The sequence below is a fragment of the Anatilimnocola floriformis genome, assembly GCF_024256385.1.
In the GTDB taxonomy this organism is placed as follows: Bacteria; Planctomycetota; Planctomycetia; order Pirellulales; family Pirellulaceae; genus Anatilimnocola; species Anatilimnocola floriformis.
Genome location: NZ_JAMLFW010000001.1, coordinates 2,490,337 through 2,508,246, shown reverse-complemented (window position 1 = coordinate 2,508,246; position 17,910 = coordinate 2,490,337). Strand labels below are relative to the sequence as shown.

Genomic DNA, 17,910 nt, shown 5'->3' with positions numbered 1-17,910 from the left:
ATGACAAACAACATCAAAGACATCACGGCTTGCCCACCGACCGAAGAACTGCGGCAACTGCTCGGCACCCAACTCAGTGGCGAACGTCAGCAGGAATACACCGATCACCTCGACCGCTGCCCTTGCTGCCAGAACAAACTGGAAGAGCTCGCGACCGAAGGGACGAATCTCTCGAGCGTCGTCGAGCATTTGAATCAAGCAGATCCGGTAGCGACGTCGGCCTATTGGCCGGCGATTCGTGAGATCGATGCAGCCATCGCGCAAGCTGCTGGCAACATGGCCGGCATGAACAAGAACGCCGTCGTCACGCCACCGCCCGTCGAGCGCAAGCCACGCAAGAAAGATGCGACGCTCGATTTTCTCGATCCGCCGACGGACCCGAGCTATCTCGGCCGGCTCGCGCACTTCGACGTGATGCGAATCCTCGGCCGCGGCGGTATGGGCGTGGTCCTCGAAGCTTTTGATTCCAAACTGCAACGGCATGTGGCAATCAAAGTTCTCGATCCGGAACTCGCCGAAGAAGAACTGAGCAAACAGCGCTTTTGCCGCGAAGCCCGTTCGGCTGCGTCGGTCACGCACGAAAACGTCGTGGCGGTACACCAGGTCGAGAAGGTTCCCGAAAAGGGAATCGCTTTTCTCGTCATGCAGCTCATCAGCGGTGAAACGCTCGAACAGCGTCTGCAGCGCGAAACAAAGCTGCCGCTCGCCGAGATCGTCCGCATCAGCATGGAAGCTTCTCGTGGCTTGGCTGCTGCGCACTCGCAGGGCTTGATTCATCGCGACATCAAGCCCGGCAACATTCTGCTCGAACCGCCGACGCAGCGCGTGAAGCTGACCGACTTTGGTCTCGCCCGCATTGCCGAAGATGTGAAATTGACGCGCACCGGTTTTGTCAGCGGCACGCCTTTGTACATGGCGCCTGAACAAGCGATGGGGGCCGAGCCCGATCCGCGCTCCGATCTCTTCAGCCTCGGCGCGATTATGTACGAAATGGCCGCTGGTCAGCCGCCGTTCACCGGCAGCAGTGCGCTGGCGATCTTGAAGCAGATCACCGAGGTGAAACATCGGCCGTTGAAGGAAGTGAATCCGAACGTCCCCGAATGGTTTGCCGAAATCGTCGACGACTTGCTGGCCAAGAAGCCCGCCGATCGCTACGACACGGCCAACGACTTGGCCGAAGTTTTGGAATATCACTGGGCTCACTTAAAAACATCTTCGGAGGATCTGCCCTCGGTTTGCCAGATCGAACTCAAACGGCGGCGCACGCGCAACACCGTTGTCATCAGCGCCGTGGGTGCGGCCCTGCTGGCCGTGGGTTTGATCGTCGGTTCAATGTTCAACGGTGGTGTCGGCAAGTCGAATCCTGCTGTGCCCGTTGCTGCCAAGAGTTCGGCGGAACCCATTGCCGTGCTCAGCGCGAATGCCGGCACCGTTTGGTCGGCGTCGTTCGATCCCAAGAGCGAAACGATCGCAACGGGTATCGAAGACGGCTCGGTTCGTTTGTGGGACCTCAAAACGAAGTCGGTGAAGTCGACACTCGAAGCGCACAGCGGCCTCGTTTGGCACGTGCAATTTGCTCCCGATGGTCGCTACCTGGCGACAACCGGCGACGACAGCAAGTTGAAGATCTGGAAGGTCGGCGAAGCCAAGCCGCTGCAAACATTCGCGGCGACCAACGCGATTCGCGGCTTGGCCATTTCGCAAGACGGCAGCATCATCTTCGCCGGCGGTCGCGATGGCAGCGTGTACAAGTTCTCGCCCGATGCCTCCGAACCCCTCGCCACGGAGAAGCTCGAAGGCTCGATCTTCACCGTCGCGCTTTCCCCCGATGGCAAGACGCTCGCCGTCGCTGGCAGCGGCAAAACGATTTTCTTGCTCGACGCCGACACGTTTCAGCCGAAGCTGAAGCTGGAGAAGCACGCTGGCCAGATCTACGGTCTGGCCTTTCACAAGGATGGCCACCTGCTGGCCTCGGCAGGCTGGGACAAAACCATTCGCCTGTGGAACGTCGGCACCGGCCTCGTCGAAAAAGAATGGGCCGGCGAAAGTGACGACCTGTGGGACATCGCCTTCTCGCCCGACGGCACGAAGCTGGCCACCGCCGGCGGCGACCGATCAGCGAAACTGTGGGATGCCGCGACCGGCAAGTTGCTGGCGACCTACCTCGGTCATACCAACAGCGTCCACGGCGTAAACTTCAACGCCGACGGCACGCTGCTGATCAGCGGCAGCAGAGATGGCTCGGCGCGGGTTTGGCCAGTGAAGTAACGTTCGATCAAAACGCCCCTGTCCCTGCGGCAGGGGTTTACTGGCTTTTGCACTATTCAAATTCACTGCGCCAGATGAGCAAATCAAAATACAAGCTCTACGGTACAGTGAAATGCAATTCCCCGCGGCCAGAGTTAGCCGCCATTGCTGGTAAGCAAGTTGGCATTATTGCAATCCATCAAAGCCCCAACCAACGTTGGGAATATATAGTTGCAGCTGATAGTAAAGGTGCGCCCTACTTCCAATGCATGGAGTCAGAACTTGGGCCGGCCGAGAAAAGTGATGCTTTTGCGGATCTGCGAACGTATCCAACTATCCGCCGTGCGTTAGGTGGCTTCTTGCACCAAGACTTTGACTTTGAATTTAATTCTGTCGCGGACGCCATTCACGCAGCAGTCAAACATGCAGAGAAGCGAGCACTGATTCTTGAACTCAGTGAACTTGAGAAGCAATCGGACGAAACCATTGCTGAAGTTCTCGGTGATCATGATGTCGATCTCTGGAATTGCACTACTCCCCGCGAACTCTTAGTCACTATGAAGACCTTGGCAAACTTATGTACGCCGACGGCACTCTGCTAATCTCCGGCAGTCGCGACGGCTCTGCGCGAGTTTGGCCGGTGAAGTAATCCAGATAGCCCGAGCCGTAAGGCGACGGGGCAGTGCGCATAGACTTGAGGTTCACGAACGTGCGACAGCACAAGAAGAAGCGAGTTTGACCTGGCTCTTCATGCTCTCGCGACTCGACCGTTTCGGTGCTGCCGCACGTTGCCAACGGAAGAGATCACTCGCAGTTCCCTTCCGCTCACGCGTCGGGCTACCTGTCGATTCGGCGTGCGGTTGCAAAAGTTCTTGCGCACTCGGACCTAAGTTGTCCAGAGCGGCGCATCTAATGGTATAGTGTTGTTTCTCATTTTGGTGGAAAGGTCCATTAGCGAGCCAGGACCTCGATATGGCCGATGACCGCCGAGATCCTGGAGAAGACGCCGTTGATTTTGCCGGCTTCTTCGGAACACAACTCACTTTCGCCGACCGGCGTTTCGTACGTGGAAAAGAGTTCGCCTTCAAATTCTCCATTCGCCTCCAACTTGCGAATCGCGAGGCAGGCTGGCGGAGCATTCGGTCCCAAGGTGACAGGCACGTAGTCTCCCGCCCGAAGCTCGACGCTGTGGGCGAGTTCGATGGTGGCATCGGGCGTCAACAGGTCGGTATTTGGAGAATTGGTTGCGCGTTGCAAATCGACAAGAGATTGCCGCAACTCTAAATCGACTCGCTCTTCCAGCAGGCGGAAATGAAACGAAGCCAGTTGTGCGACCGACAGTGACGTGAAAACGCCTCGCACGCCCTGCTGATATTGCTGGCCCGGAACGGTGGAGATTAGGAATTCTTTCTCGCGAATCGGCACGTTGAATTCGCATTCTTGAAACCAGATCGCGATTTCACGAGCCCGTCTTTCCTCGCGCTCGGTCCAGGTTTCTCTGGTCGAACCGATCGAGAACGGCCAGCGCCATTCCACCTGCTGACCGGTGGCGAGGAGATAGCCCTTCTGGTTCGGTTCGCGATCGGCACGCCCTACGGTGCTCAGCAGGAACTGGTTGCCGTAGGGACTGCGGTAAGCGAAAAACAGCCATTCGTTGGGGTTGGCCATATGGCGGCAGTGTAGTGCAAAAGCCAGCAAGCCCCCGGCATAGGGCCGAGGGCGTTTATAAGAAACGCATCACCCCAAGACTTCCTTAACCACATGCCCCGCCACGTCCGTCAGGCGGAAGTCGCGGCCGTTCATGCGGAAGGTGAGGCGAGTGTGGTCGAGGCCGAGGAGGTGAAGGATGGTCGCGTGCAGGTCGTTCACTTGTACGCGATTTTCGACGGCTTTGTGGCCGATTTCGTCGGTGCTGCCGTAATGCACGCCGCCTTTCGCACCGCCGCCGGCGAGCCAGTAGGTGAAGGCGTGCGGGTTGTGGTCGCGGCCCGTGCCGCCGGTTTGCACGATGGGCAAGCGGCCGAACTCGCCGCCCCAAATGACGAGCGTGCTGTCGAGCAGGCCGCGCTGCTTCAGGTCGGCGAGGAGGGCCGCGATCGGCGTGTCGGTTTCGCCGGCGAACTGCGAATGGTTGTCCTTGATGTTTTGATGGCCGTCCCAGCTCCGCTCGTTCTCCATGCCGCCGGAATAGATCTGCACGAACCGCACGCCGCGCTCGACGAGGCGGCGAGCCATGAGGCATTGCTTGGCGAAGTGGTCGCAGCGCTTGTCGCCGATGCCGTACATCTTCTGCGTGTCGGCCGATTCAAGATTCACATCGATGGCTTCGGGCGCCGCAAGCTGCATGCGATAGGCGAGCTCAAAGCTCTCAATCCGCGCGGCGAGCTCGGCTTCGTGTGGCCGTTCGGCGAGAGCTTTCTTATTCAGCTTCGCGAGCAAATCAAGCGCGGCTCGCTGCTGCTTGTCACCCTGATCAGCAGGCCGGTTGAGATTGTCGATCGCATCGCCGCTGGGCTTGAGCCAGGTTCCTTGAAAGACGCTCGGCAAAAAACCCGCGCCCCAGTTTTGCGAATAACCCTTCGGCAAGCCGCGGCCCAGCGGATCGGTCATCGCGACGAACGCCGGCAAGCTTTGGCTCTCGCTGCCAAGGCCGTACGTCGCCCACGAGCCGACGCAGGGATAGCCCATCTTGGCCAGGCCCGTGTTGATCATGAACAGCGCGGGGCTGTGATTGTTCGAGCCGGTGTAGCACGAGTGGATGAAGGCCATGTCGTCGACATGCTTGGCCATGCCGGGGAAGATCTCGCTGACCCACGCGCCGCTGTCGCCATGCTGAGCAAACTTGAACGGCGACTTCATCACCGGCCCGACCTGCCCCGTGAAAAAGCCGGTGTTCTTATCAAACCCCTTCAGCTCCTGCCCGTCGCGCTTTTCCAGCTCAGGCTTGTAGTCCCAGGTATCGACCTGACTCGGCCCGCCGTTCATAAACAGCCAAATGACGCTCTTGGCCTTCGCGGCGAAATGGCCTGGATGGGCGGCGAGGGGATTCAAACTGCCACTGGGCGGATTGGTTGCAGACTCAGCGGCCGAAACGCGGCTCAGCAAGCCTTCGCTGGCGAGGAGTGAGGCGAGCGCGAGCATGCCAGCGCCACCGCCTGCGCTAGCGAGGAAGTGACGACGGGAGAAGATCGGATTTGGCTTCATCTTGTATCCCCGAATGTTGCGCGTGTGATCGGGCATTCCTTACTCTACATACACAAACTCATTCAACCCAAACAGCACTTGGCACAGATCAGCGAGGGCCAACTCCGCGGCGTTGGGTTTGTTGTCAGTCGTGTACGACTTCGCTTGTTCGGTGAGAAACGCAGTCGCTTCGGTGAGCTCTCCTTCGTCCGGCGTGCGGCCGATCGATTGCAGATAAGCACGGCGAACCTGGGCAGCGGGCGTATTGTCCTCTTGGGCGATCAGCTGTTTGGCTAACGCGTGGGCGGAGGCCCGAACTTGTGGATTGTTGATAAACATCAGCGCTTGCGGCGCGATCGTGGTGCTGGGGCGACCGCCGACACTCACCAGCGGTTCGGGCTGATCAAAGAGCTGCATCATCGGCACGAGCTTGCTGCGCTTGATCATGAAATAAACGCTGCGGCGGAGATGCGACTCGTCAAGCGTGCCGGCGCCGAACTGCGTGCGGTCGAGGCGGCCGCTCACCGCGAGCAGATTGTCGCGGACGATTTCGGCTTCCATCCGATGCGGCGAGAATCGCCAGAGGAATTGATTTTCCGGGTCAAGCTTAGCATCGGCAGCGTCGAACGTGCTGGCCTGCTGGTAGGCCGAGCTCGTCATGATGAGTTTGTGCATCGACTTCAGTTTCCAGCCGCGGGCCTGCAGTTCCGTGGCGAGCCAATCGAGCAGTTCGGGATGAGTCGGTTTTTGTCCTTGCACGCCGAAGTCATTAGGCGTCGAAACCAGGCCACGGCCGAAATGGTGGTGCCAGAGGCGATTGACCATGACGCGGGCGAGCAGATGGCCGGCGCCTTGGTTGGTATCGGTGATCCAATGGGCGAGGGCGGTGCGGCGGTAAGATGTCTTCGCGCCGGCCGGCGGTGCTTGTTGCCAATGCTTTTCGCGGTCGGGCGATGTCATCAGCACTTGCAAAAAGCTAGGCGAAGCGACGCCCATCTTTTGTTCGTTGTCACCGCGTTTAAGAAAGTATGTCTCGTTGAAAAAATCCGCTCCTTGCGTGTGATGCCGAATCGGCGTGACTCCTTCGCTGCAGACCATCACCTTCACAACATTAGGCTGTGGCGTTTTCTTGGCATGTTCCTTTTCGGCTTGGTTGAGCTTGTTCCATGCGGCGTCTTGCGGGCGATACCAGGCGAGCAGTTGTTGCTGTTGCTTGTCGCTACGATCCTTAGGGGCCGTCGTTAACGCTGCGCCAATGCCGGCTGGCAGTCCACCTTTATCGAGCGTGAGCGGCGGCGGCAACGTGGTCGCGGCAAATCGCGGCCGGCCGAGGCTGTGCTTGTTGTTATTGTTGAACTCGAGCGTGAAGACGAGCGACGCAGATTTCTCGACGACCAGCGGTTCGCTCAGTTCGTACACGGCAGCGTGATCCTTGCCGAATTCGGGATCGACGGCCCAGGCCGATTTTTTGTCGGCGTCGATCGTGTACTTCACCAACAAGCTGGGTTTCTGTTCGAACGTGGCTTGCGGATTTTGCAACGTCAGCGATCTATCGGCCGCGTCCGGCGTTTTGCAAACGACCGTCAAATTGGTGAGAGCGAAGTTGCCGTTATCTGCTCGGCCCGGGCCGTTCTTTTTCAGCGATGGATCGGCGAGTCCTTCGACGCGCAAACCGTGATAGGTGCCGACCGGCAGTTCCACTTCGATCGTGTAAGCATCGAAATCAGGGTTCGTGCCACTCGCGAGCAGCGAGCCATCGGGCTGCGGCGTGAGTGTGGCTTTGCCTTTCGACTTGGCTTCTTTCACGCTCAGGATCTGCCACTTCTCCGTGGTGTTGATTTTCTTGCCAGCCGTTTGTTCCCATTGTTCGAAGCGGGCCGGAAGCTGTTCCTTTTCAAACCTCTCCCGCGCGGCGATGAACGGCGCGTGCTCGGCATCGAAGGCCTTTTTCGCGGCTTCGTATTCTGCGGGTTTGAGATTGATATCGACGTTGCTGCGAACCGTTGTAGCGAATGTGGCAACGAAGCGGTAATAGTCGGCCGCCGGAATCGGATCGAATTTGTGATCGTGGCAACGAGCGCAGCCGATCGAAAGACCGAGGAGCGCGCTGCCCGTGGTGGCTGCCATGTCGTCGAGCGCGTCGTAGCGCGATTTTTCGACTTCGTTGGCCGTGATCTGCGTGGGAAATACACCAGCGCCGAGAAAACCGGTCGCCATTTGCGCGAGGGGTTCGTCGGGCGCGATTTCATCACCGGCGAGTTGCCAGCGGACGAACTGGTCGTAGGGCAAGTCTTGATTCAGCGCCTTGATCACAAAGTCGCGATAATGAAACGCGAAGGGCCGATCGTAGTCTTGTTCGAAGCCGTGACTTTCGGCGAACCGCGCCGTGTCGAGCCAATGGCGGCCCCAACGTTCACCGTAGTGCGGACTGTCGAGCAAACGATCGATCATTTTTTCAAAGGCCTGTGGACTTTCATCTTTCAAGAACGCATCCACTTCCTCCGGCGTCGGTGGCAGACCGATGAGATCGAAGTAAGCGCGGCGCAGCAACACATACTTTTTCGCTGGGGCACTCGGAGTCAGTCCTTTTTCCTCGGCACGAGCGAGGACGAAGCGATCGACATCGTTCCGCGGCCAGGCAGTGTTTTTCACAGCCGGCGGTGCTACGCGTTTCAGCGGCTGAAACGACCAGAACTCGCGGGCCTTGTCGGGAACGACGGTCGCCGTCCACGAATCGGGATCGCGCGGTTTGTCGACGAGCGGCTTGTCGTAAGGAGCGCCCAGGTCGATCCATTTGGCGATGGCGTCGATCTCCGCAGCCGGCAGTTGATCGCCGCCTTCGGGCATGAACGGCTTTTCCTTACGGCTGATAAAGCGGACGAGATTGCTGTCGACCGCCTTGCCGATGGCAACGGCTGGTCCTTTTGCACCGCCGCGCAGCAGACCTTTTCGCGTGGCCAGGTCAAAGCCCGACTGCACCTCGTCGCCGCCGTGACAATCGATGCAATATTTAATGAGGATCGGACGAACAACTTGTTTGAAGAGGGACAGGCCTTCCTGCATCTTTTCGGCATGGGCCGGATCGAACTCTGGCTGAGCCGGTTTTTCCTCCGCAGCCGCGCTAACGCTGGCAAAGATTGCGAGAGCAAGAGACAGAGCATGCGACGGGCGAATCATCGACAAGCCTCGGGCCGGAGAGCGAACCGGCTACTCCCGACAAACGCGGGCACTACCGGCAAAAACACAGGTGGGAATCTCGCCAGTCTAACTTGCTGCGCCCGCGACCGGCAACGTCGGTCGTTGTCTCGCAGAGCACCACAGAGGAAGATGCAACCATGGCAAAAGTATCTAACTGGCGAGTCGCATGGGTCATGGTGCGATTCTTCGCTGTCGCTTATCTGACGGTAATCCTGATGTTGCTTTGGATGGAAACGCAACTGATTTATCCCGCGCCGCAATATCCCGTCGGCGATTGGAAATCAGCGAAAGCGCACGGTTGGGAGAATGTCGACTTTCAATCGGCAGACGGCACGCAGCTCAACGGCTGGTATCACGAGGTTCAGCAACCGCAGGCCTATCTGCTGTATTGCCACGGCAACGGCGAAAACGTGTCTTACCTCGGCGAATATTTGGCCGGCCTTAGCGATCGCTACCAGATCAACATTTTTGCCTTCGACTACCGCGGCTATGGCCGGAGCCAAGGCTCGCCGCATGAAAAAGGGATCCTCGCCGATGGGGATGCGGCTCAGCAGTGGTTGGCGAAACGAGCGAAGATCAAACCGAACGAAGTCGTGCTCATGGGGCGTTCGCTCGGCGGCGGCGTGGCGGTGGATCTCGCTGCGCGAAATGGCGCCCGCGGCCTCATTCTGCAAAACACCTTCACCTCGCTGCCCGATGCGGCGGCCTTTCACTATCCGATTTTCCCTGTCCGCTGGCTGATGCGCAATCGATACAACTCGGTCGCACGAATCACGCAGTACCAAGGTCCGCTGCTGCAAAGTCACGGTGACAACGATTCCGTGGTGCCATTTGAGCTGGGAAAGAAGTTGCACGCCGCTGCTGTGGGCCCGAAGCAGTTTTTTGTGAACAAAGGCCTCGGGCACAACGATGGCGATCCTAAGGAGTATCGCGAATTGCTAGGGCTATTTTTGAAATCCCTGCCGCCAATGTCTGAGCCTGGCGCTGCCGCAGAGAGCGAAACGGCTTCGCAGTAGTATCGCTTTATGTTGATTGTGCGGGATGCGCCAGCGACATTTGCGTGAATGCTGGTCGATCAAAGCGATCGAGTTGAATCAACGGAGAACGAACCTAGCTTGAAAGTAGAGAAATCACTTTCAAACCAGGCCGGGCCCCATGATTGCGACGCCGCTGCTGATTGAACGCGAACCGATTCGCAAGCCGCACCCGCTGGCCGCGTATCGCATTGCCGTGATTCTGCCAGCGTACAACGAAGCTGCACGGATCACGCAGACGCTGAACAGCATGCCGGAATATGTGCGGCACATCATTGTCGTTGACGATTGTAGCCGCGATGCCACGAGCGACGTTGTCCGCTCGCTCGCCGAAAACGATCCGCGCATCGAACTCGTCCGCCACGAGAAGAACCAAGGCGTCGGTGGCGCGATGATCTCTGGTCTGACGCGAGCCCGCGAATTGCATGCTCAAATCGCGGTCAAAATGGATGGCGATGGCCAGATGTCGCCGACCGATTTACCGGCGCTGCTGCGACCACTCGTCAACGGTCAGGCCGACTTTGCGAAGGGGAATCGTCTTCACGATTTCCTCGCACTCGCCAGCATGCCGCCGCTACGCCGGGCGGGAAATATGGCGCTCAGCTTTTTGACGAAGGCCGCCGTTGGTTATTGGAACATCGCCGATCCGTGCAACGGCTACGTGGCGATTCGTGGTGAAGTGCTGCAAGCGCTGCCGCTGCAGTCGCTGCAGCGGAGTTTCTTTTTCGAGACTTCGCTCCTCGCGCAACTCTTTCTGCTCGGCGCAGTGATCCGCGATGTGCCAATGCCGGCCCGCTATGGCCAAGAGCAATCGAAGCTTCGCATCGGCCGCATCCTGCTCGAGTTTCCGCCGAAGTTGCTGGGCTGTTTGCTGCGGCGATTGGTGCTAAAGAATTTCATCTACGACTTCTCCATGGAAAGCCTCTACCTGCTCGCAGCAGCGCCGCTGCTGCTTGGCGGCGGCTTGTATGGCGGCTTGAACTGGCTCCGTTATGCATGGCTCGGCGTAGGTGCGCCGACGGGCACGGTGGTCATCCCCGCCATGATGATCATTCTGGGTTTTCAGCTGTTGCTCTCTGCGCTCGGCGAAGATGTGCGCAATGTGCCGACCCGTACGCTTTGCGGCGGACCGTTGCCGGCGGAAGACGACCTCGAACAGCTCGCAGCGAGTCGCTCATGATTGCTGCTCCTCCGCAACCAGCAACCGAGTGCCCGCTGTGTCGCGCCGGCACGATGCGCCCCGTCGCGCAGCTCGCCGCCGAAGCTGCCATCGCCCGCTGCCATCGCTGCGGATTGGCCCGCGGTGAGCATCGCCCGGCAATGGCCGATGCAGCCGATCATTTTCGCGGACTCGATGCAGATCGCTACCTGCGATCGGTTGGCGCTACGCGACTTCGTTCCTACGACAAACTGCTCGCCGAAGTTCAACCGCTGGTCTCTTCAGGAACGTGGCTGGATGTCGGCTGTTCCTATGGTTGGTTGCTCGAACGAGTCGGCGTAGCTGGATATCAACCGATCGGACTCGAACCTTCGTCCGCTGCTGCCGCCGAGGCTCGCACTAGCGGGTTAAATGTCATCGAAGGTTTCTTCCCTGCCGACGTGCCGGCCGATATCCGCCCAAATGTCATCAGCTTCATGGATGTGCTCGAACACTTGCCCGATCCTGTCGCGGCGCTGCGTGCCGCAAAAGACCAGCTCGCACCCGGCGGTGTCGTCGTAGTGCAGGTTCCCGATCAGGCTTGCTGTCTCTATCAAGTTGCGGAAGCACTCTGCCGCGCGACGGGCGGCCGCTCGTCGTTCGCGTTGCGTCGCTTGTGGCTTGTAGGTTTTGATTTTCCGCACCTGTACTACTTCACCCGCAAGACGCTGGCTGCCGCGATGGCAACTGCTGGCCTGAAGGTCGAAAAAACTTTCCGCAGCCCAGTCGGCAGCCCGCGTGAATCGCTCGATCGCGTGGCATATGCCAGCGCCGGGCCGATTCAGCTGAAGGATCGTTGCGTTGCGCTGGCGGTGGCGGGAATTCAAGTAGTCGATGGCCTGACGGGTTACGGAGGTTTGCTCACCATGATCGCGCGGGGCGACTAATGAGTACTTTGGAATTGCCAACCGAACAGGCCATTCACGAGAGAACGCCGACCGCTGCTGTTTCGCTCAGCGTGCGCGATTTGTGCGTAGCACTCGTTGGTTTGACTTGCATCGTGTTTTGGAACAGCTTTGCGGGTCAATTTGTTTTCGACGATATCCTGCAGCTCACCGACAATCCAAACATTCGCCAACTCTGGCCGCTCGCCGATTGGCAACGGCCGCTCGGATATTTCACGTTTCAGCTCAATTACGCGTTTGGCGGTCTGCAGCCGTGGGGTTACCACTTTGTCAATCTGCTAATTCACGTCGCCAATGGCGTGCTGTTGTTTGATCTCGCGCGGCGGTGCATCGAAAGCGTTGCGACGGATGAAACATTGCGCTCGCGAGCGAAGTATCTCGCCTTTGCGATTGCGGCGGTTTGGCTGGTGCATCCGCTGACGACAACTGCAGTGACCTACACCGTGCAGCGGCTCGAATCGCTGATGGCGTTGTGCTTTCTGAGTTGCTTGTATGCCTTGCTGCGGAGTGCGGATTCCAAACAACCACTTCGCTGGCAGTTGGCCGCGATCGTCGCGATGACGCTGGGCGTGCTGACGAAGGAAGTGATGATCACCTGCTTGCCGGTGGCGATCTTGTTTGATCGGGCCTTCGTCAGCCGCAGCTGGAGTGGTGTGTGGCAGCGAAAAGCTTTCTACGCGCTGCTGGCCCTGCCGCTGGCGTGGACGTTCATCACCATGCGCATGACCAACGCCGAGGAATACAACGCAGGCTTTGGCTTTCGCGGCGTTACGCCCTGGGAATATCTCCGCACGCAACCTCTTGTGTTGCTCCATTATTTGCGACTGACGTTCTGGCCCGATCAACTGCTGCTCGACTACGGCTGGCCGGTGGAAAGCAACCCACTTCGCATCTACTTACCGGGCGCAATCATTGTCTCGCTGTTTTTCGGAGCATTGATCGCTCTGTGGAAGAATCCGCCGCTGGGATTCGTCGCGGTCGCGGCATTTCTGATTCTGGCGCCGAGTTCCAGCATCATGCCGATTGCCGATTTGTGCTTCGAGCACCGGATGTATCTGCCGCTGATGTGCCTGGCCACGCTCGCCGTTTTCGGCGGATACGTATTGCTCACGAAACTCGCCGACAACGAAAAGAAGCTGCCTCTAGCGATTGGTTGCTTGATGCTGGCGACGGCTGCGCTTGGTTATCGCACCGTGCAACGTAACGCCGATTACGCGAACCCGATTCGCTTGTGGGAAAAGAACGTTGCCGCGCGGCCCGAGCATGCTCGGCCTCATTTGCTGCTCGCGATGCTCTACGACAGCGCCGGCCGATTTGCCGATGCTGGATCGGAATATCGGGCCGCAGTTGCCGCGAAACCGAACTACGTCAAAGGCTTGCTCAATCTGGGCGGTTGGTATTTCCGGCAAGCGGAATTTGCGCAGGCCGCCGACTGCTTCGCGCAAGTCAACCTGGCCGAGCCGCACAATCCAGCCGGTTATATGCAACAAGGGCGAGCTTTGCTCGAACTCGCCGATAGCAGCGCCGCGAAACCGCTGCTGGAAAAAAGTCTGCAACTCGCCCCGGCAAATCCCGTCGCGCTTCGCACGCTCGCCTGGCTACTAAGCACCGCGCGCGAAGATGATTTGCGCGACGGACAGCGGGCGCTCAAGCTTCTCCAACAACTGCCGCCGGACATCCATCAGCAGGACGTGTGGCGACTGGATGTATTGGCCGCTGCCCAGGCAGAACAAGGTGATTTCACCGCCGCTGCCCAAACGATGCAAGTCGCTTGCTCGCGTGCGGAGGAACAACAACGTCCGGCCGCGTTGCAGGCTCAACTGGCCGTGCGCCTCGCCAGCTATCAGCAAGGAAAGCCGTGGCGACTTGGTCCCGAGCGATTCACTACTGAAACTCAAACGCCATGATCGCAATCTCTTTGTCGCGATAGATGGCTCGCTCCATCAACCGCCAACCCAGGCTGGCGTAAAACTTCTCGCGATCGAGCGTGAATAAGTAAAGGCGCGGCACGCCTAATGTGCGGGCTTCTTGCATCACGCGTTGCACGAGCAATGTCCCGACGCCGCGCTGCCGAACTGCCGGCGCGACGAAGACGCTCGCCAGCCAGGGAGTCAACTCCGGGCGAATGTCGAGGTCACTTGCTACGAGCGCTGCCGAGCCGAGTAACTCCTCGCCGTCGCAGGCCACGAAGGTAGTGGGAATGGCTTGCTGCTGCAAATGTGTTTGCAGCCGAGCGATGCGCGCGGCAACGTCGTTGGCGGGATTCAGTTCGCCCCACTGCGCGTAATGCCACGCAGCCAGCGTGGGGATATGCCCGGAGCGCTCGGCGAGGTAGTGCAATTCAGTCATCGTAGGTTCCGTGGCTGCATCGTAGGTAGTGGGTCAGTTTGAAATTCTTAGCCAATCCCTCGCCCCAAACCAAGCCAGCATCAAAAGCAAAAACACGGGCGTCAGAATCAGAAGGGGAAACCACAGGGCCCTAGCGAGGATAGGTGACCATTCAGCCAACAGCGATGCCAAGAAGTTGAATTCGCAAAACAAGCACCACCACCGATATCTGCCCCGATTCTTCTGCCATTCCGCTGAAGCGGTTTTCCATTCGTCATATCTGCATCCGCACACGTAGCATCGATCATCCCACTCGCGTTCAACCTGATAGATGAGTTCAGTTCCACAGCGATCGCATGGAATCGACTCGTCAATTACATCGCCAATGTAGTTTGCCGGTTCGGCATAGGACATTCCAATGGAAGTCAAGATGTCGCCGCACCGAGCCACCTTCAGGCCGCAGCTTGGACAGGCTTCGCGAATGTCTGTCTCTGGTACCAGCATTCCTACATTCTAAACGCGACTGAATAGTTGCGGAATTCCGAATTTCAAACTGACCCACTACCGCATCGTAGCGGAGTTTGCCGCCGAACAGAAAGATGTGTTACGCTGGCGGCTCCTTTCCGTTTCGTTCCGTTCAGGTGCTGTATGAATTGGTCGCTACGCCTATCACTCGTATTACTCGTCGGCTGTGGCTTGATCGCTCAAGCGCAAGATAAGAAGGCGGGGCCTGCGCCGCCGGCCGGCGTGACTTACCTTCCCGACATCGAATACGGCACCGGTGCGGGCGAGAAACTGCGACTCGATCTCGCCCGACCTGAAAAGCTCGACAAGGCCGCTCCCTGCATCATCGTCATTCACGGCGGCGCTTGGACGCAAGGTGACAAGCGGGCTCACACCGATCTAGTCTACAAGTTCGCGCAACAGGGATATGTTGCGGCGACGGTTCAATATCGCTTCTGCCCGAAGCATCGCTTTCCCGCGCAGGTCGAAGACGTGAAGTGCGCCGTTCGTTATCTGCGAGCGAATGCCGCCGAGTACAAGATCAACCCGGCACTCTTCGGCGCAATCGGTTTTTCTGCGGGCGGACATCTATCGATGATGCTCGGCACGATGGGCAAGGACGACGGCCTTGAAGGTAGCGGCGGCAATGCCGATCAATCGAGCCAGGTGCAAACCGTCGTCGCATTCTTTGGTCCGACCGATCTCACCCGTACCGATATCCCTGCTCTCAGCGTCGGCCTGGTGAGCAACTTTTTGGGAAGCACCCCCGAGGAGGATAAGGGTGAACGGAAGCGCGCATCGCCGATCACGTATCTCGATCAGGGCGATGCGCCGATGTTGCTGTTTCAAGGAACGAAAGATCCGCTCGTGCCGCACACGCAAGCCACGATCATGGCCGATGCGATGACGAAAGTCGGCGTGCCGGGTCGCGTCGAACTCTTGCTCGGTGGCGATCACGGCGGCAACTGGGGCGGTGAGGAATACCTTCGCACTTGGGAACAGAGTCTGAAGTTCTTTGGGAATCACTTGAAACCCAAGCCGGTCAAGTAACACTCAGCGGCCGAACACTCAGTGAAGCGGAGTTTGGTAATGCGGCGATTTTGTCTGTTGATTCTGGTCGTCGTGGCTGCCTGCGCATCTGCAGCTCGGGCGGAAGTCGTCCGTTGGGAAATCGCTCACCGCGAGCCTTACCAAAACGGCAAGTCCTTTGGCGAGCGCGGACTCTATGAACGGCTGCGCGGCAAAGTACACTTCGCGATCGACCCCAAGAACGAGCACAATCAGCAGATCATTGATCTGGCTCTTGCGCCGCAGAATGACAAAAAGCGAGTCGAGTTCTCCGCCGATTTCGAAATGCTCGTGCCGAACGACCGCAGCCAGGCCAACGGTGCTCTCTTTTATGAAGTGAATAACCGCGGCGGTAGTACGGCGAAGAATTTGATCGACGGCGGTGCTGAGGATTTTCTTTGCCGGCAAGGCTTTGTCATCCTCTGGTCGGGCTGGATCGCAGAAGTACAACCGGGCGCGGGGCGCTGGCGATTGCAAACGCCGTTTGCCACGGAAGATGGCAAGCCGTTGCGCGGATTGGTGCGGAGTGAGTTCATTCTCGACAAGCCGGCCGCACGAGCGTCGATTGCTCACCGGGGAAATACAGGGAGTTTCAAGCCTGCCGAGGATCTCACGCGAAATGCAATCTTGTCGTTCCGCGAAAAGGAAGCCGAGCCACGAAAAGTCGTCCCGCGCGGCGACTGGAAGTTCATCGTTACGAACGTCACCGGCGAAGGCGTGACTGGTGGTATGGAAACCGGACAACTGCCGACCGTGGAGATCGAACTCACCGGTGGTTTGCAACCGGGACTCATTTACGAAGTCGTCTATGAAGCCGAAGACGCACCAGTGCAAGGCTGCGGCATGGCGGGGATTCGCGACATCGTTTCCGCACTCAAGTTTGGCGAGACGACGGCTACGAATCCGCTCGTCGACGACGAGAAAAAGTCATTGATCAATCGAGCACATGGCTTTGGCACTTCGCAGAGCGGCCGACTACTGCGGCAGTTTCTGTGGGAAGGTTTCAATACCGATGAACAAGGCCGCCAGGTTTTTGACGGCGTGATTGCTCACGTCGCAGGCGGCGGTCTGGGTTCGTTCAATCATCGGTTTGCTTCGCCGACGCGGACGAATAGTCAGCATGACGAGCACTTGTTTCCCGCCGATTATTTTCCGTTCGCATACGGCGATCAGCAGGATCCGCACACCGGCCAGATCGATGGCATTCTCCGCAAATGTCGCGAGATGAAATCCGTGCCGAAGGTATTTCATGCGCAGTCGTCGAGCGAATACTGGCACCGCAGCGGCTCGCTCGTCCACACCGACCCGCTCGGCAAAACCGATGCGGAAATTCCTGCCGAAGTGCGACTCTACACCTTCGGCGGTTCGAATCACGGCCCGGGCGGCGGCACTCCCGGTGCAAAGAGCAACGGTCAACTCCCATCGAGCCCGGCCGACTATCGGCCGTTGCTGAGGGCGCTCGTGGTCGCGCTCGATGCCTGGGTGAAAGACAATGTCGCGCCGCCGCCAAGTGTTTATCCGCTGCTAAGCGAGAAGTCGCTCGTCGGCTGGCAGGCGGAGCAAAGTGGTTGGCCAAAGATTCCTGGTGTCTCCTATCCGCAGCTGATTCAGCAGCCCGCAAATTTGTATCGCGGCCCATGGTGGGAATCGAAAAGAATCGCAACGCTCGAGCCGCCTGAAGTGCGTGAAAGTTACGGCGTCCGCGTTCCGGCGATGACGGTTAGCGGCAATGAACGAGGCACGCTCAATGTGCCAGCCGTTGCCGTGCCGGTCGGCACGTATACGAGTTGGAACACGCGCGATGCTTCGATCGGCGCCGCGGGCGAACTCTGGTCGCTGCAGGGTGGCTTCATTCCGTTTTGCAAAACTGCCGAAGAACGCGAAACGGCGAAGGATCCTCGGCCTGCTCTTGCGCAGCTCTACACCAGCTACGAGGACTACGAAACCAAGTATCTGGCCGCGGCGGACAACTTGGTGAAGCAGCGCTATCTGCTAGAAGAAGATTTGCCGCGTTTAAAAACGCTGTGCGAAAAGTTCAAGCCTTGGTTCAAGTCTGATAAATAGCGCGACTAGCTGGAGCGGGACTCGAACCCGCAATGGTGGATTTCACCTCAGGATTTTAAATCCCGCGCGTCTACCGATTACGCCATCCAGCTCTGCAATTACAAGGACTGCCAAAGCGCGAATTGGTTCGCTCGAATGGCCCCGTTTTGTGCAGCGTGGCCGCTGGCAACGCAACTTCTTG

Annotated in this window: 12 protein-coding genes and 1 tRNA gene; 8 read left to right on the top strand and 5 right to left on the bottom strand. The window is 58.6% G+C overall.

The window, feature by feature from the left end; all coding sequences use genetic code 11:
- Both M9Q49_RS09720 and M9Q49_RS09715 read left to right on the top strand, forming a co-directional pair.
- The gene (locus M9Q49_RS09720; protein WP_254508530.1) at positions 1-2,268 is read left to right on the top strand and encodes a WD40 repeat domain-containing serine/threonine protein kinase; all 2,268 of its coding nucleotides are present in this window, start codon (positions 1-3) and stop codon (positions 2,266-2,268) included.
- Positions 2,253-2,849, top strand: coding sequence for a hypothetical protein (locus M9Q49_RS09715; protein ID WP_254508529.1), 597 nt, complete (start codon positions 2,253-2,255; stop codon positions 2,847-2,849). The genes M9Q49_RS09720 and M9Q49_RS09715 overlap by 16 nt, the downstream gene beginning before the upstream one ends.
- Positions 2,850-3,198: 349 nt before the next feature.
- Here M9Q49_RS09715 and M9Q49_RS09710 read toward each other — a convergent pair whose 3' ends face one another.
- From M9Q49_RS09710 to M9Q49_RS09700, 3 genes are all read right to left on the bottom strand, one after another.
- Positions 3,199-3,915: a hypothetical protein gene (locus tag M9Q49_RS09710; protein WP_254508528.1), complete on the bottom strand. Its 717-nt coding sequence runs from the start codon at positions 3,913-3,915 to the stop codon at positions 3,199-3,201.
- A 69-nt stretch (positions 3,916-3,984) separates the two neighbouring features.
- Positions 3,985-5,487: a DUF1501 domain-containing protein gene (locus M9Q49_RS09705; RefSeq protein ID WP_254508527.1), complete on the bottom strand. Its 1,503-nt coding sequence runs from the start codon at positions 5,485-5,487 to the stop codon at positions 3,985-3,987.
- A 3-nt stretch (positions 5,488-5,490) separates the two neighbouring features.
- Positions 5,491-8,607, bottom strand: a complete 3,117-nt coding sequence (locus M9Q49_RS09700; RefSeq protein ID WP_254508526.1) for a DUF1549 domain-containing protein — start codon at positions 8,605-8,607, stop codon at positions 5,491-5,493.
- Positions 8,608-8,765: 158 nt separating this feature from the next.
- Between M9Q49_RS09700 and M9Q49_RS09695 the strand changes: the two genes are divergently transcribed.
- The 4 genes from M9Q49_RS09695 (at position 8,766) to M9Q49_RS09680 (ending at position 13,672) form a co-directional block, all read left to right on the top strand.
- Positions 8,766-9,644, top strand: a complete 879-nt coding sequence (locus M9Q49_RS09695; RefSeq protein ID WP_254508525.1) for an alpha/beta hydrolase — start codon at positions 8,766-8,768, stop codon at positions 9,642-9,644.
- 139 nt (positions 9,645-9,783) lie between these two features.
- Complete coding sequence (locus tag M9Q49_RS09690; RefSeq protein ID WP_254508524.1) at positions 9,784-10,842, top strand: glycosyltransferase family 2 protein; 1,059 nt, start codon at positions 9,784-9,786, stop codon at positions 10,840-10,842.
- The gene (locus M9Q49_RS09685) at positions 10,839-11,747 is read left to right on the top strand and encodes a class I SAM-dependent methyltransferase (RefSeq protein WP_254508523.1); all 909 of its coding nucleotides are present in this window, start codon (positions 10,839-10,841) and stop codon (positions 11,745-11,747) included. The genes M9Q49_RS09690 and M9Q49_RS09685 overlap by 4 nt, the downstream gene beginning before the upstream one ends.
- The gene (locus M9Q49_RS09680; protein ID WP_254508522.1) at positions 11,747-13,672 is read left to right on the top strand and encodes a glycosyltransferase family 39 protein; all 1,926 of its coding nucleotides are present in this window, start codon (positions 11,747-11,749) and stop codon (positions 13,670-13,672) included. Before M9Q49_RS09685 ends, M9Q49_RS09680 begins: the two co-directional genes overlap by 1 nt.
- Here the strand turns inward: M9Q49_RS09680 and M9Q49_RS09675 are convergent.
- The gene (locus M9Q49_RS09675; RefSeq protein WP_254508521.1) at positions 13,650-14,114 is read right to left on the bottom strand and encodes a GNAT family N-acetyltransferase; all 465 of its coding nucleotides are present in this window, start codon (positions 14,112-14,114) and stop codon (positions 13,650-13,652) included. The two genes, M9Q49_RS09680 and M9Q49_RS09675, sit on opposite strands and share 23 nt — an antisense overlap.
- A gap of 627 nt (positions 14,115-14,741) precedes the next feature.
- Between M9Q49_RS09675 and M9Q49_RS09670 the strand changes: the two genes are divergently transcribed.
- Together M9Q49_RS09670 and M9Q49_RS09665 are read left to right on the top strand one after the other, a co-directional pair.
- The gene (locus tag M9Q49_RS09670) at positions 14,742-15,647 is read left to right on the top strand and encodes an alpha/beta hydrolase (RefSeq protein WP_254508520.1); all 906 of its coding nucleotides are present in this window, start codon (positions 14,742-14,744) and stop codon (positions 15,645-15,647) included.
- A 39-nt stretch (positions 15,648-15,686) separates the two neighbouring features.
- Positions 15,687-17,729 (top strand): alpha/beta hydrolase domain-containing protein, encoded by a 2,043-nt coding sequence (locus tag M9Q49_RS09665; protein WP_254508519.1) that lies wholly within the window; start codon positions 15,687-15,689, stop codon positions 17,727-17,729.
- A gap of 6 nt (positions 17,730-17,735) precedes the next feature.
- Here M9Q49_RS09665 and M9Q49_RS09660 read toward each other — a convergent pair.
- Positions 17,736-17,821: transfer RNA gene (locus M9Q49_RS09660), tRNA-Leu, on the bottom strand.
- Between the last annotated feature and the right edge of the window lie 89 nt (positions 17,822-17,910).

What these genes read in the sequence shown, in the direction of transcription:
- M9Q49_RS09720 (WP_254508530.1), top strand. Translation starts at nt 1, where the DNA reads ATGACAAACAACATCAAAGACATCACGGCTTGCCCACCGACCGAAGAA.
- M9Q49_RS09675 (WP_254508521.1), bottom strand. Translation starts at nt 14,114, where the DNA reads ATGACTGAATTGCACTACCTCGCCGAGCGCTCCGGGCATATCCCCACG.
- M9Q49_RS09690 (WP_254508524.1), top strand. Translation starts at nt 9,784, where the DNA reads ATGATTGCGACGCCGCTGCTGATTGAACGCGAACCGATTCGCAAGCCG.
- M9Q49_RS09680 (WP_254508522.1), top strand. Translation starts at nt 11,747, where the DNA reads ATGAGTACTTTGGAATTGCCAACCGAACAGGCCATTCACGAGAGAACG.
- M9Q49_RS09705 (WP_254508527.1), bottom strand. Translation starts at nt 5,487, where the DNA reads ATGCCCGATCACACGCGCAACATTCGGGGATACAAGATGAAGCCAAAT.
- M9Q49_RS09685 (WP_254508523.1), top strand. Translation starts at nt 10,839, where the DNA reads ATGATTGCTGCTCCTCCGCAACCAGCAACCGAGTGCCCGCTGTGTCGC.
- M9Q49_RS09695 (WP_254508525.1), top strand. Translation starts at nt 8,766, where the DNA reads ATGGCAAAAGTATCTAACTGGCGAGTCGCATGGGTCATGGTGCGATTC.
- M9Q49_RS09665 (WP_254508519.1), top strand. Translation starts at nt 15,687, where the DNA reads ATGCGGCGATTTTGTCTGTTGATTCTGGTCGTCGTGGCTGCCTGCGCA.
- M9Q49_RS09700 (WP_254508526.1), bottom strand. Translation starts at nt 8,607, where the DNA reads ATGATTCGCCCGTCGCATGCTCTGTCTCTTGCTCTCGCAATCTTTGCC.
- M9Q49_RS09710 (WP_254508528.1), bottom strand. Translation starts at nt 3,915, where the DNA reads ATGGCCAACCCCAACGAATGGCTGTTTTTCGCTTACCGCAGTCCCTAC.
- M9Q49_RS09670 (WP_254508520.1), top strand. Translation starts at nt 14,742, where the DNA reads ATGAATTGGTCGCTACGCCTATCACTCGTATTACTCGTCGGCTGTGGC.